The sequence below is a fragment of the Tenacibaculum holothuriorum genome (genome assembly GCF_002120225.1).
In the GTDB taxonomy this organism is placed as follows: domain Bacteria; phylum Bacteroidota; class Bacteroidia; order Flavobacteriales; family Flavobacteriaceae; genus Polaribacter; species Polaribacter holothuriorum.
In genome coordinates this window covers 13,944-28,138 of record NZ_LAPZ01000013.1, presented here as the reverse complement: position 1 = coordinate 28,138, position 14,195 = coordinate 13,944, and the positions used below count along the sequence as shown (strand labels likewise).

Genomic DNA, 14,195 nt, shown 5'->3' with positions numbered 1-14,195 from the left:
AATCAGATAAACTACTTCAGTCAAAATTACCTAGCTTTGCAGCATGGTAAAAGAACTTCAACTACGTGTAAATTTAATCGAAGAAAGAAAAGAAGATATTCTAAAAAAGAAAGCTTCTAAAAAGTTAGATATCAATATATCAGATATCACTGCTATAAAAGTACTTCGTAAATCGATTGATGCTCGTAAAAAAGATGTTGTTTTTAACTATAAAGTAGCCGTTTATATTAACGAACCGTTACCTGATACTCCTGATTATATCTTCGACTATAAGGATGTTTCTAATGCCAAAGAAATACACATTGTTGGTTTTGGTCCTGCAGGTATGTATGCTGCACTTCGTTGTATTGAATTAGGATACAAACCTATTGTTTTAGAACGAGGAAAAAATGTACAAGATCGTCGTAGAGATTTACGTGCTATTAATCAGTTTCACGATGTTAATGAAGATTCTAACTATTGTTTTGGAGAAGGTGGAGCTGGAACCTATTCTGACGGAAAATTATACACACGCAGTTTAAAACGTGGTGACGTTCGTAGAATCTTTGAAAACTTAGTGTTTCATGGAGCTACAGAGCAAATTTTAATTGATGCTCATCCGCATATCGGGACTAATAAGCTACCTAAGATTATTAAAAATATTCGAGAAACTATTTTAGAATATGGTGGTGAAGTTCATTTTGATACTCGTGTTACCGATTTTGTAATTAAAGACAATAAGTTAAAAGCGATACAGTTACAAAACGGAACTGAAATGACTGTGAATTCAGTTATTTTAGCAACAGGACATTCTGCAAGAGATATTTACGAACTTCTTCATAAAAAAGACATCTTATTAAAAGCCAAATCGTTTGCTATGGGAGTTCGTGTAGAACACCCTCAACAAATTATAGATCAAATTCAATATAGTTGTGCTGATGAGCGTGATGAATTATTACCTGCTGCAGCATATAGTTTGGTACATCAAGTTGGTAACAGAGGTGTATATTCTTTTTGTATGTGCCCTGGTGGATTTATAGTTCCTGCTGCAACAGCTAATGGAGAGGTTGTTGTTAACGGAATGTCTCCTTCTCGTAGAAATAATAAGTTTGCTAATTCTGGAATTGTAGTTGAAATTAATGTAGATAAAGACTTACCTAAATATGAACAATATGGAGTTTTAAAAGGGCTTCAATTTCAAAAAGATTTAGAAAGATTAGCTTTTAATGCTGGAGGAAGAAGTCAGGTTGCTCCTGCTCAGAGATTAACCGATTTTGTTGAAGGACGATTATCGTCTTCTTTAAATGAAACTTCATATCAACCAGGATTAAATTCATCACCAATGCATTCTTTACTTCCAAAATTAATTGGAAGTAGATTACGTAAAGGGTTTGCTGCTTTTGGTAGAAAAATGCACGGATATTATACTTCGGAAGCAAATATTATTGGTGTAGAATCTCGTACCTCGTCTCCTGTAAATATTCCAAGAAAAGAGAACTTAGAGCACCCACAAATTGAAGGTTTATTTCCTTGTGGAGAAGGTGGTGGTTATGCTGGTGGAATTATTTCTGCCGCAATGGATGGTGAACGTTGTGCTGAAGCTGCTGTTGCTCAACTGTAATTCATAGTTAATAATTAGCGTATTTTGTAATTACCTCGTATTTTTGCATCTCCTAAAAAATTATCTTTTGATATTATTAAGAATCAATGAGTAAAGAGAAAAAAAAGAAAAAAGGAAATAAGCAACCACACGTAAAACGTTTGCACAATTATTATCAACGTACGGGGTTTTACATGTTTATTTGGGAAAGCTTAAAAAAAGCTTTTTGGCCAATTGTAATTGCTGTGGTTGGGTTATTACTTTTTAACAAATATGTATACAATATTGGTGATGGTTTACAAGCTATGACCGAAACCTTTTCGAGAACAGGAGTTTTAATTACCTTCTTTATTTCTGAAACAATCTTAGGATTGATTCCACCAGAAATTTTTATTGGTTGGTCTAAAAAAACTGCTGATCCTATTTTAAATCTAACACTTTTAGCAACTTTATCTTACTTCGGTGGTTTAACTGCTTATTTTATAGGAAGAGCTTCCTTAAAAATTGATGCTGTTAGAAACTATTTAGAAGTTAAAATGGCTAAAAACTTAAAAAACACTAGCAAATGGGGAGGTTTTTTAATCTTAGTAGGTGCTTTATTACCATTGCCTTTTGCTATTAGTTGTTTAACAGCTGGTATGATTAAATACCCTTTTAAAAATGTAGTTTTCTTTGGTTTATTCCGTTTTCTACGTTTTGCTTTATATGCTTGGGCTATATTTTCAGCTCTTAATTAAAATCTTATACTATGGGACTTACAAACAATGATATTTTCAAAAAGCTTAGAGTAGCTCATAAATTAAGAGATACTGATATAATTGAAATCTGTGCTTTGGTAGATTTTAAAGTTTCTAAAGGTGAAATTAATGCTATTTTTAGAAATGAAAACCACCCTAAATATATGCCCTGTGGCGATCAGTTTTTAAGAAATTTCTTAAATGGATTAATTATTCATTTAAGAGGTCCGATGCCTGAGAAAAAATAACCTTTTTAAATAATAATAATATTTATATAAAAACGAATCCTTCTAGGTTACCCTAGAAGGATTACTTTTTTCCCCTTAAATTCCTCTCCCATTTTACTGGGTGATGATGATACAAATATATATACCCTTTTTAGTTTTATAAAAGGGATATCCGCAATTTGAAATGTAGATTTCCGCAAAACATAAAAAAACGGAGCCAATTTTAAAAATTAACTCCGTTTAATATTATTATCTATCCTCTTTTTTAGAAAGGTAAATCGTCTGGTTCTTCAGTATTTAAATCTGGTGCTGGTTGAAACTGATCTACTGGCGGCATATTTTGAGGTGCTGCTTGTTGTAAGTTTTCAATTCTCCAACCTTGAATCGCGTTAAAATACTTAGCTTCTCCTTGTGGGTTAATCCACTCTCTTCCTCTTAAGTTAATAGAAACTTTTACGTCTTGACCTACTTGATAGTTATTTAATAAATCTACTTTATCTTGAATAAACTCTATTAAAATCATTTGCGGATATTGCTCATCGGTAGTTATTACCATTTCACGCTTTCTAAATCCGTTAGATCCAAATGTTTGTGTTTCGTTAATTAATTTAATTTTCCCTATAACTTCCATAATCTTAACTATTTAATTAAAAGTACTTTCCATGCACTTTCAACATCATTCTTTTGTAAATACTCTTGTGCAAATGTATGCTTTTTTTCAGTTGAAATTCCCACAAACTCAGCATGTTCTTTAGCAAAGTTATTAACAGTTTCTTGGTTAGGTAATTCTTCTACATTTCCTAACATTCCTAAATTATTTCCTGTTAAAATGGTACTATTTCTAATTTCATATGGGATTTGATCTACTCCAATTCCTAATGTTGAAATTGGTTTCGGGATTTCGAAAAATCCATCTCTTGCTCTTGAGTAATAGCTTCCTCCTGCTCTGGCTACTAAATCTATTTTATGCTGATCTATACTTCCGTCTTCTGCTAAAACATCTTCATTAATATGTAGTTTAACTACTTCACAAACGATTAAATTTCCTGCACCTCCTTCTCTTCCTGTATAAATAATGTCTTTTACTTTACACTCAAACTGTACTGGAGATTCTGCAACTCTAAAAGGTTTTACTTCATCAGAAGGCAACATCGTTAATCCTGCTTTTTCAAACTCATTCACTCCTTTCGGATACATTGTACTACTCAATGACATTTGCTGTACAATATCATAATTAACCACATTAATTACTACTTCTTTGACTTCTTCTGAATTGTCTAATGTATGTTTTGTGGTATTCGCTCGTACGCTTCGAGCTGGAGAAAATATCATAATTGGTGGATTTGCCCCAAAAACATTAAAAAAACTAAATGGTGATAAGTTAGGGTTTCCTTCTTTATCTATGGTACTAGCAAAGGCAATAGGTCTCGGAGCAATAGCTCCTAATAAATAACCATGTAATTTACCAACAGGTATTTCTTTAGGATTTATAGATAACATGTTTCTATTTTTTAATAGGTAAATATACTACGGTTTTAGAAATTAAGTTATAGTACAGAATAGTTATATTTGACTTATGAGTTTTTTTAACAATACTTTTTGGTTAAAGCGTATAGCAATTGGTATTTCTTTAATTATTGTTTCTTTTATTTTATGGAACACGTATGTTTTCTTTCAAAAATTTAAACAAGAAGAACGAATAAAAGTTGAAACATATGCTGATGCTATAGAAGAATTGAATACAACTTCTGTTCAAGATTTAGACAAAGAACTCTCTCCTTTAGTTTTAAAAATAATAACCGAAAAAACTAAAGACATCCCTTTTATACTTGTTAATGCAAAGGGAGAAATTACTGAAAGTTTCAATTTAGATTCTATTAAAGCTAAAGACCCTCAGTTTTTAAAAGAGCAATTAGCTATAATGAAAAATCAAAATAAACCGATTTCTATAAATTATTTAGGAAAAACTGATTTCATTTACTATAAAGATTCATCTTTAATTGATAAACTTACCTATTACCCATTAGCTTTACTTTTAATTTTAGGCTTGTTCTTATCTGTAATCTATTTATTTTTTAGCTCTAATAAAATTGCTGAACAGAATAAATTATGGACAGGTATGGCAAAGGAGACTGCTCATCAAATTGGTACTCCTTTATCATCTTTATTAGGTTGGATTGAAATTTTAAAAACTGAAAACATCGATCAATCGTATGTTGGAGAGATGCAAAAAGATGTTGATAGACTTAGTACCATTGCAAATCGTTTTTCTAAAATAGGCTCGACACCTAAACTAGAAAAACAAAACATTGTAACGGTTACTAAAAGTACTTTTGATTATTTAGAATCTCGAAGTTCTAAACAAGTTTCATTTGCTTTTTCAAGTCAAAACAATGAATTGTTCAGTAATATAAATTCCGAATTATTTGGTTGGGTTATTGAAAATTTAGTAAAAAATGCTATTGATGCAATGCAAGGAAAAGGGAATATTTCTTTAGAGATTAACAATACTGTAAAACATATTAAAATCCTTATTTCTGATACAGGAAAAGGAATTCCGAAATCTAAGTTTAAACAAATTTTCAAACCTGGGTTTACCACCAAAAAACGCGGTTGGGGATTAGGCCTTTCACTTTCTAAAAGAATTATTGAAGACTATCATGATGGTAAAATTCAAGTGTTAAAATCTGAACTTGGTAAAGGAACAAGCTTTGAGATTGTTTTAAACAAAACTAATTAAGAGTGTAGAAAACTACACTCTTAATTATTCTTTTATTTTTTATCCATTTCAAAAATTGGCTTACTTGCTTTAGAATTAGATATTAAAATTGCATAATCCATAAAATCAAGAGTGCTCATTTCTTTTACCTTTTCTCCATTTGACTTTTTATCAGGCATTATAACCTCTATTAAATCTGGTTCAGAATTATAAGGAGAATTGTTTTTATTCAAACGAAATAATGTTTTATCAGAAATTTTAGTGTTTTTTAAATTCTGAATTCCTCTAAAAAATTCTTTTTCGTAATCACCAATTCCAAAACCTGCTTCGATAGTAAATCCTTTATAGGTATCATTTTCATAAAGTTCATCCCAAACTACTTCGCTATTTGTATAATATCCTATCACCGATATTACTTCTTCTTTTTTATAGATCTTATTCTCTATAAGTCTAGCAAAAAATGACGGATAACTTTTTTCTCCTTCTCTAGATTTTTCAAGATGAAAAAAACCAATTCTAATAAACTGTGGATTTTCTTTGAAGTTATAAATCTTATCTAAGTTTACATAATTATTAAACATCATCTTTTCACGATCTTGATCTTTAGGAAATGACTCTTCAATCGTTTTTATTAAATGATTTAATATTTTAGGATTCGACGTATTGTCTTGATAAACAGTTTTATTTTCTTTAAAATCTTTTACAAGATTTTGCATTTTAGAATAAGCGAAACTTAAATCTCCTAAAGCGAAATGAGTAGTGTCTTTTTTAACCATATCTCTGATTTCTTCAACAGGCTTAAAATCAACTTTCGATGAATCTAGTAACTCCAATAAGTACTTAGAAGTATTTTTGTAATTCTGAATCCATTCTAAACCAACTACTTTAAATCTTTTTTCTTTGGGCAGCTTGTCGTATAATGCTTTTAAGTTTTTCCATTTCTCATAAACTTCAATAGTTCTTTCTTGCTCACAGTAAAAACCTATAGAAACTACTAATTCCTTTAACAAATCTTCGTTACCTGTTTTTAAATATCTATTAAAAAAATGAGCTGTACTGTAATCTAATTCAGGAAAATAATACTTGATCTTTCCCTCTTTAGTTAATGATTCTAACATCTTAATTTCTACATCTTCTATTTTCGCACTTCCATGATAAGCTCCTAAACCTAAAATTTTAAAATCTTTTTGAGGGAAATTAAATGCTGAAGAGTTTAAATCGAATCTGTTTTTTTCTAAGTATGCAATTTTTTCGTCAGATGTACTTGTAAACTCTTTTGTTGATTTTTTACACCCGATGCTTATTAAGATTAATAAGAAAAGTACCTTTTTCATATGTTTATAGTTTTATTTTCTACAAACATACAATGGCTTTGTTTTTAAAAATTGTAAGATTGAGACATTACTTTTTAAGAGTCCAATAAGTATCTTCTTCTCCTAATTTTTCAATATTCTTAAATAATGATTTAGGAGTTTTCCCTATAATTGACTTGAAGTGGTTTGTTAAGCTTGCTTGATCGCAAAAATGTGTATCATAAGCAATATCAGATAACTTTAATTCATCTTTCGATTCTTGAGAGTGATTTAAAGCAACTCTAAAACGAACTAATTTTTTATAATCTTCTACAGAACAATTAAGGTGAGTTTTAAACAATCGTAAAACAGTTTTTCTACTTACTTTAAGAATATCGGCTATTTCTAGTGATGTTGTTAGTCCTTTAGAACTTATTATTTCTTTGACCGCTAATTGAATCCTTTCATCTAAATTCGGATTATACTTTGATTCAAAAAAGGCATCTAACAACGTTACTTTATCTTCAAATTTGGCTGCTTGATAAACTTTATATATTTCAGTTACAAATTCATTTCCGAAGTAATTAAAATCAAATTCTACCTGAGAAGAAATTTTAGACAAAGCACACTCTAAAAAATAATTCAACCCTAACGGAGTAAATACAATTCCTATTTTATTAAACTTACCTTTTAAAACTACTTCTTTTCTTAGGTTTAAGTTACTAGAATAATACACTTCTAAATTATCTTTTTTAAAGGTGTATACTCCAGAAGTTTTTGTTCTGCTCGCCACAGAATCTTTATGAATGGTAATTGTATTTTTAAAATTCGGATAATACACAAAACTTCGTTCAAAATTCTCATTAAATGATTGATGAAAATAATAGTACGAAATATGTTTTGCTACAATTTCATTTTTAGGCTTATATGTAAGAAACTGTTCTTCCAATAAAGATTACTCAAAATTCTCGGCAATTCGTTTTGCGACAGCTAAAAATTCTTCTTCAGTTAATTTTTCTTTTTTCATAAACTGCATATCTGCCATTGTGTTTATAGGAATTAAGTGTACATGCACATGAGGTACTTCTAAACCAATAACACTCATACCTATTCTTTCACAAGGAACAGCTTTCTCTAATGCTTTTGCTACTCTGTAAGAAAACGACATTAGGCCATCATATTCTTCTTTCGATAAATCAAATATTTTGTTTTCTTCTCTTTTAGGTATCACTAATGTGTGCCCTTTTGCATTCGGGTTAATATCTAAAAAAGCAAAATAATTATCATCTTCTGCTATTTTATATGACGGAATTTCTCCGCTTACAATCTTAGTAAAAATACTTGCCATAGTAGTTCGTTTTTAATCTTTAGTAAAAATAAAAAAAGCGTTGCTTAGAGCAACGCTTCAATATCATTTATTTTAATTTCTTATCTCGAAATTTCTACAACTTCAAATTTCATAATACCATTAGGCACTTGAATTTCGGCCATATCGCCTACTTCTTTTCCTAACAAACCTTTTCCTATTGGAGAGTTCACAGAAAGTTTTCCATTTCTAACATCCGATTCAGAATCAGCAACTAACGTATATGTAAACTCCATGTTATTAGTTGTATTCTTTATTTTAACGATAGAGTGAATTAAAACCTTAGAAGTATCTAACTGACTTTCATCAATAATACGAGCACTTGCAACAACATTTTTAAGTTTTGCAATCTTCGTTTCTAATAAAGATTGTTCTTCTTTTGCTGCATGATATTCTGCATTTTCACTTAAATCTCCTTTATCACGAGCATCAGCAATTTCTTGGGAAACTCTTGGTCTTTCAACTTGTTCTAAATGTGCTAGCTCGTCTTTTAATTTCTTTAATCCTTCTACTGTATAATATGATACGTTACTCATCTTTCTTCTTTTTAAATCAACAAATTATTTCTTTTCTTCTTCAAGAGTACAAAGAAATATCTATTTTAATTCTTTTATGTTCTATCTAGAACTTTTAAAAGTCAAAAATCTCAAACCGTTAGGAATGAGATTCCCTACAAATGTACAAAATATTTGTAAATTCGTGGCGTTTGTTTTTAAGTATCAATTCAATTAAATGAAGAAAGTATTTTATTTTTTACTATGTGTAAGTGTTTTAAGCTGTGGTAGTGACATAACAACAAACAGTTGTTTTCAAAATACAATTGCACCAATTACATTAGATTTAAGCAATCCTCAACTAAATGGTTTAATTACACCTAACGGAACTGCTACAATAGCTGGCGGATTAAAAGGAATTGTTCTTTTTAATAAAGGTACTGGGGGTTCATTTACTCCTTATGTTGCTTTAGATAGAGAATGCCCTAATAGAGATTGTGCTGCACCAATGATTGTTAATGCCCCTATTTTAGAATGCTCTTGCGACGGTAGTAAATATAGTTTATTAAATGGTAGTTTAGTTTCTGGAGAAAGCGATTGTAGTGGTGGTGCAAGACGATACACAGTGATTCAAAATGGTAACTCAATACAAATAACTAATTAAAATTAAGAATCTAAGAAATAGATTATTATTTTTGCGGTAACAACAACACACACTAACAACTTTTATCGTGAAAAATTATTTTTCTTCCCCCTTTAAATTGGGTGTCTTAGGTGGCGGTCAATTAGGGAGGATGTTATTAGCAGAAACTCAAAAATTTGATGTTTACACTGCTATTTTAGACAAATCTTTAGAAGCACCTTGTGCTAAAAAATGTGACGAATTTCATCAAGGTGATTTATTAGACTTTGATACTGTTTACAACTTCGGAAAAAAAGTAGATTTACTTACCATTGAAATTGAAAATGTAAACATTGATGCTTTAGATAAATTAGAAAAAGAAGGATTAACCATTTATCCTAAACCATCTAATTTAAGAGTCATTCAAAACAAAGCTTCACAAAAAAAATTCTACAAAGACAACAATATTCCAACAGCAGATTTTAATCATTACGCTTATTTAGAAGAATTAAAACATTCGTATGAAAATGATATAATTGATTTTCCTCTTGTTTGGAAAGCTGCCCGTTTTGGTTATGATGGCAATGGAGTAAAAGTAGTTCGTACTATCGACGATTTAGAAAGTTTACCTGCTGGAGAATGTATTACTGAAAGTTTAATTCCATTTAAAAATGAATTAGCTGTAATCGTTGCTAGAAATACTAATGGAGAAAGTACTACCTACCCTGTTGTAGAAATGGAGTTTCATCCAGAAGCAAACCAAGTTGAATATGTAATTTGTCCTGCTCGTATAAATGATACTGTAGCAAAAAAAGCGCAAGAGATAGCTATTAAAGTGGCTGATGCTTTTGACTTTGTTGGTTTACTCGCTGTTGAAATGTTTCAAACCGAAAATGATGAAATTTTAGTAAACGAAGTTGCTCCAAGAACACACAATTCTGGGCATTATTCAATCGAAGCAAGTTATACCAATCAGTTTGAACAACATGTTCGAAGCATTTTAAATCTTCCGTTAGGAAATACAGAAAGTAAAGTTGCAGGGATCATGGTAAATCTTGTAGGAGCTGAAGGATATACTGGAAATGTATTTTACGAAAACCTAGAAGACATCCTGAGAATTGATGGTGTTACTCCTCATATTTACGGTAAAAAGACAACAAAACCTTTCCGTAAAATGGGACACGTAACTATTGTACATGAAGACGTTAATAAAGCTAGAGAAATAGCACAACAAGTAAAAGAAACAGTAAAAGTAATAAGCAAATAGTATGGTAGGAATTATCATGGGAAGCGATTCAGATCTTCCAATAATGCAAGAAGCAGTAAATATTTTAGAAAGTTTTGATATTCAAGTTGAAGTAGATATCGTATCTGCACACAGAACTCCTGAGAAATTATTCGACTATGCTAACAATGCACACAAAAGAGGTGTTAAAGTAATTGTTGCGGGTGCTGGTGGTGCTGCTCATTTACCAGGAATGGTAGCAAGCCTGAGTCCTCTACCAGTAATTGGGGTTCCTGTAAAAAGTAGAAATTCTATTGATGGATGGGATTCTGTTTTATCAATCTTACAAATGCCTGGTGGTGTTCCTGTAGCAACTGTTGCTTTAGATGGAGCCAAAAATGCAGGTATCCTTGCTGCTCAAATTATTGGTGCTTCAGACAAATGTGTTTTAGATAAGATTATTGCTTATAAAGAAGGCTTAAAACTTAAGGTTGAAAAAGCTTCTGAAAGAGTAAAAAAATAAGTACTTTAGTACTCCAATTATAAGAACCTCACAGATTCACCTTTGTGAGGTTTCTTCAATTTTAAAAGAGAATTTTATGACTAAAAATCCTTTATTACAAGATTTTAACACAGCTCCTTTTTCTCAAATAAAAGAGGAAAATTATAAACCCGCAATACAAAAAGCTATTGAGTTAGCGAAAGAAGAAATTAATACTATCGTAGAAAATACGGAAGCTCCGACTTTTAAAAATACTACAGAAGCTTTAGACAATGTTGGAGATAAATTAAATAGAATTACTTCAATCTTTTTCAATTTAAATTCTGCGGAAACTAATGAAGAAATTCAAAAAATAGCGAAAGAAATTTCACCTTGGCTAAGCGAGTTTAAAAACGATATGATTTTGAACAAAGCTTTATTTAAAAGAGTAAAAACTGTTTACGATCAAAAGGATAATTTAGAATTAACTCCAGAACAATCTATGTTGTTAGAAAAACAATACAAAAGTTTTGCTAGGAACGGAGCTAATTTAAACGATACTGATAAAACTGAACTTCGTAAACTAGATGCTGAATTATCAAAATTGTCTTTGCAGTTTGGAGAAAATGTTTTGGCTGAAACCAATGCTTATGAGCTTTTATTAACCAATGAAGAAGATGTTGCTGGATTACCAGAAGGAGCAAAAGAAGCTGCCAAATCAATGGCACAACAAAAAGGACATGAAGGCTGGTTAATCACATTAGATTATCCTAGTTATATTCCATTTATGACCTATGCAGAAAATAGAGAATTACGTAAAAAGCTTTCTATTGCTATGGGTAAAAAAGGGTTTCAGCAAAATGAATTTAATAATGAACAAATTGTTTTAGACATTGTAAACCTTCGTCATAAACGAGCAAATTTATTAGGGTACAAAACCCATGCTCATTTTGTGTTAGAAGAACGAATGGCAGAAACTCCAGAGAAAGTTTTAGATTTTTTAAACGAATTATTAGAAAAAGCGAAACCAGCTGCTAAAAAAGAATTTGAAAACTTAGAAAACTATGCTAAAAAATTAGACGGAATTGACCAACTACAGAAATGGGATTCTGCCTATTATTCAGAAAAACTAAAAAAGGAATTATTTAGCTTAGATCAAGAGTTGTTAAAACCTTATTTCAAACTAGAGAACGTTATTGATGGAGTTTTTGAAGTTTCAAGTAAATTATTTGATTTGCAATTTGAAGAAATTGATTCTATCGATAAATATCACGAAGATGTTAAAACGTATAGCGTAACAAATAGCCAAGGAGAATTTATCTCTTATTTATATGCTGACTTTCACCCAAGACCAGGAAAAAGGAATGGTGCGTGGATGACATCATATAAATCTCAGCAAATTAAGGATAATGTAAATGAGCGTCCGCAAGTTTCTATTGTGTGTAATTTTACCAAACCGACTGAAACTAAGCCTTCTTTATTAACTTTCAATGAGGTTACTACACTATTCCACGAATTTGGTCATGCGTTACACGGAATGTTAGCCAACACTACATACGGAAGCTTATCAGGGACTTCTGTTTCTTGGGATTTTGTAGAATTACCTAGTCAAGTTTTAGAGAATTGGTGTTACGAAAAAGAAGCGTTAGAACTGTTTGCTAAACATTATGAAACAGGAGAAGTAATTCCGATGGAATATGTCCAGAAAATAAAAGAATCTGCAAGTTTTCACGAAGGTATGCAGACGTTACGTCAGTTAAGTTTTGGGTTATTAGATATGTCTTGGCACGGTGGTGAGTTGCCACAGACAATTTCTTCTGTAAAAGATTTTGAACTAAACGCTTTTGAAAGCACAAAACTATATCCAGATGTTTCAGAAAATTGCATGAGTACAGCTTTTTCTCATATTTTTCAAGGAGGATATTCTGCAGGATACTATTCATACAAATGGGCAGAAGTTTTAGACGCAGATGCTTTTGAGTATTTTAAAGAAGAAGGAATCTTCAATAAAGATGTTGCCGATAAATTTAAAAACAATGTCTTATCAAAAGGTGGAACTGAAAAACCTATGGATTTGTACAAACGTTTTAGAGGTAAAAAACCTAACTCAGATGCTTTGTTAAAACGTGCTGGATTAATTAACAGTAATTAACACTCAAAAGGTCAAAAACATAAAATTAAGTCCCTATTTTTATTGAAAATTTTACAATGAAAAAGGGACTTGTTATTTTACTGCTATTCTTTTCTACATTTTCGTTTTCTCAAATTTATATTAAAGGGAAAGTAACCTCTAGTGCTAATGAGCCTTTAGAAGGAGCTTCAGTTTATTTTAATAATACTACTATAGGTTCTATTACTAATTCAAAAGGTGAGTTTGAATTAAAAATTAGTAAAGGTAATTATACTTTAGTCGTTTCTTTTTTAGGTTTCAAAACAAAACAATTTCCTATTAATGTTGAAGAAACCCCTCTTAATTTAACTATTAAGCTTCAAGAAGAAAATGACATACTAAATGAAGTTGTAATTCATAAAACAGTTTATGATGAAGATTGGAAATACAATTTAAAACGATTTAAACAAGCTTTCTTAGGCAGGACTAAACTAGCTTCTACATGTAAGATTTTAAACGAAAAAGATTTACACTTCAATTTTAACAGAAAAACAAATACTCTTACTGCTATTGCTAAAAAAACTTTAATAATTAAACATAATGGATTAGGGTACTTAATAACTTATGATTTAATTGATTTTTCAATACAAAAAAATCGGTTATTCTTTAGTGGTTATGCACAATACAAAAACTTACGAAAGAAAATTAAATCTAAATGGAAGAAAAATAGACTTGAAGCTTTTAATGGTTCTAGAATGCATTTTTTACGAAGTTTAATTAATAAAAACATTGACAAAGAAGGTTTTCTGGTTAATCAATTTAAAAGAGTTCCAAATCCTGATAGGCCTTCAGAACAAAAAATTGAAATTTCTAGGCAATTAATTCAATTACATAAAGGAAAAATTAATTTTAACAAACAAATTATAGAGCCTAAAACTACTATTGATAGTGCAATTATTGTTCTTAGAAAAGCTTCACTCCCTAAGTACCAAGATTATTTATATAAAAGAAATGTAATTTATTCAGACATGATTTCTTTCGAAAAGAATAAACCTTTTTTGAATTTTCAAGACTACTTATCAATTATCTATAAAAATGAGTCAGAAGAAAACAACTATTTGTTAGGTCTTTTTGGCAAAAGAAAAAAAGCTTCTGGAGTTCAAACATCTAATATCATTTTATTAGAAGGGAAATCACAAATAGATAATACTGGAATTCTAATTAATCCTAATGCAATATTTAACGAAGGTTATTGGGCTTTTGAAGCTTTTGCTAATATGTTACCATTAGATTATCAACCACCTAAAGACTAGTTTTTATTCTTCTTTTCAATCCATTTACCC

General features: G+C 30.4%; 15 protein-coding genes. 9 read left to right on the top strand and 6 right to left on the bottom strand.

Annotated features, from left to right (window positions below; genetic code table 11):
* Window positions 1–43 precede the first annotated feature (43 nt).
* From WH52_RS12270 to WH52_RS12260, 3 genes are all read left to right on the top strand, one after another.
* Complete coding sequence (locus WH52_RS12270) at window positions 44–1,600, top strand: NAD(P)/FAD-dependent oxidoreductase (protein ID WP_086031251.1); 1,557 nt, start codon at window positions 44–46, stop codon at window positions 1,598–1,600.
* Between the two features lie 86 nt (window positions 1,601–1,686).
* Window positions 1,687–2,316: a YqaA family protein gene (locus WH52_RS12265; protein WP_086031250.1), complete on the top strand. Its 630-nt coding sequence runs from the start codon at window positions 1,687–1,689 to the stop codon at window positions 2,314–2,316.
* Between the two features lie 11 nt (window positions 2,317–2,327).
* Window positions 2,328–2,564 (top strand): DUF1456 family protein, encoded by a 237-nt coding sequence (locus WH52_RS12260; RefSeq protein WP_086031249.1) that lies wholly within the window; start codon window positions 2,328–2,330, stop codon window positions 2,562–2,564.
* A 244-nt stretch (window positions 2,565–2,808) separates the two neighbouring features.
* On the opposite strand, the gene WH52_RS12255 is transcribed toward WH52_RS12260, so the two are convergent.
* Both WH52_RS12255 and WH52_RS12250 read right to left on the bottom strand, forming a co-directional pair.
* On the bottom strand, window positions 2,809–3,174 hold the full coding sequence (locus WH52_RS12255) for a DUF3127 domain-containing protein (protein ID WP_086031248.1): 366 nt from the start codon (window positions 3,172–3,174) through the stop codon (window positions 2,809–2,811).
* A gap of 8 nt (window positions 3,175–3,182) precedes the next feature.
* Window positions 3,183–4,043 (bottom strand): flavin reductase family protein, encoded by an 861-nt coding sequence (locus WH52_RS12250; protein WP_086031247.1) that lies wholly within the window; start codon window positions 4,041–4,043, stop codon window positions 3,183–3,185.
* Window positions 4,044–4,119: 76 nt separating this feature from the next.
* On the opposite strand from WH52_RS12250, the gene WH52_RS12245 reads away from it, so the two are divergent.
* Complete coding sequence (locus WH52_RS12245; RefSeq protein ID WP_086031246.1) at window positions 4,120–5,283, top strand: sensor histidine kinase; 1,164 nt, start codon at window positions 4,120–4,122, stop codon at window positions 5,281–5,283.
* Window positions 5,284–5,315: 32 nt separating this feature from the next.
* Here WH52_RS12245 and WH52_RS12240 read toward each other — a convergent pair whose 3' ends face one another.
* From WH52_RS12240 to greA, 4 genes are all read right to left on the bottom strand, one after another.
* Complete coding sequence (locus tag WH52_RS12240; RefSeq protein WP_086031245.1) at window positions 5,316–6,596, bottom strand: TraB/GumN family protein; 1,281 nt, start codon at window positions 6,594–6,596, stop codon at window positions 5,316–5,318.
* A 67-nt stretch (window positions 6,597–6,663) separates the two neighbouring features.
* Window positions 6,664–7,503 carry a helix-turn-helix domain-containing protein gene (locus WH52_RS12235; RefSeq protein WP_086031244.1) on the bottom strand — a complete coding sequence of 280 codons (840 nt, stop codon included), beginning with the start codon at window positions 7,501–7,503 and terminating at the stop codon, window positions 6,664–6,666.
* Window positions 7,504–7,509: 6 nt separating this feature from the next.
* A complete protein-coding gene (locus WH52_RS12230; RefSeq protein ID WP_086031243.1) occupies window positions 7,510–7,902 on the bottom strand; it encodes an HIT family protein in 393 nt (130 codons plus the stop codon).
* Between the two features lie 80 nt (window positions 7,903–7,982).
* On the bottom strand, window positions 7,983–8,456 hold the full coding sequence (gene greA, locus WH52_RS12225) for a transcription elongation factor GreA (protein WP_086031242.1): 474 nt from the start codon (window positions 8,454–8,456) through the stop codon (window positions 7,983–7,985).
* 196 nt (window positions 8,457–8,652) lie between these two features.
* Between greA and WH52_RS12220 the strand changes: the two genes are divergently transcribed.
* The 5 genes from WH52_RS12220 to WH52_RS12200 all read left to right on the top strand — a co-directional run bounded on the left by WH52_RS12220 (window position 8,653) and on the right by WH52_RS12200 (window position 14,165).
* Window positions 8,653–9,078, top strand: a complete 426-nt coding sequence (locus tag WH52_RS12220) for a Rieske (2Fe-2S) protein (protein WP_086031241.1) — start codon at window positions 8,653–8,655, stop codon at window positions 9,076–9,078.
* 67 nt (window positions 9,079–9,145) lie between these two features.
* Complete coding sequence (locus WH52_RS12215) at window positions 9,146–10,303, top strand: 5-(carboxyamino)imidazole ribonucleotide synthase (protein WP_086031240.1); 1,158 nt, start codon at window positions 9,146–9,148, stop codon at window positions 10,301–10,303.
* A gap of 1 nt (window position 10,304) precedes the next feature.
* A complete protein-coding gene (gene purE / locus WH52_RS12210) occupies window positions 10,305–10,784 on the top strand; it encodes a 5-(carboxyamino)imidazole ribonucleotide mutase (protein WP_086031239.1) in 480 nt (159 codons plus the stop codon).
* A gap of 76 nt (window positions 10,785–10,860) precedes the next feature.
* A complete protein-coding gene (locus WH52_RS12205; RefSeq protein ID WP_086031238.1) occupies window positions 10,861–12,894 on the top strand; it encodes a M3 family metallopeptidase in 2,034 nt (677 codons plus the stop codon).
* Window positions 12,895–12,950: 56 nt separating this feature from the next.
* Complete coding sequence (locus WH52_RS12200) at window positions 12,951–14,165, top strand: carboxypeptidase-like regulatory domain-containing protein (protein ID WP_086031237.1); 1,215 nt, start codon at window positions 12,951–12,953, stop codon at window positions 14,163–14,165.
* Window positions 14,166–14,195 lie beyond the last annotated feature (30 nt).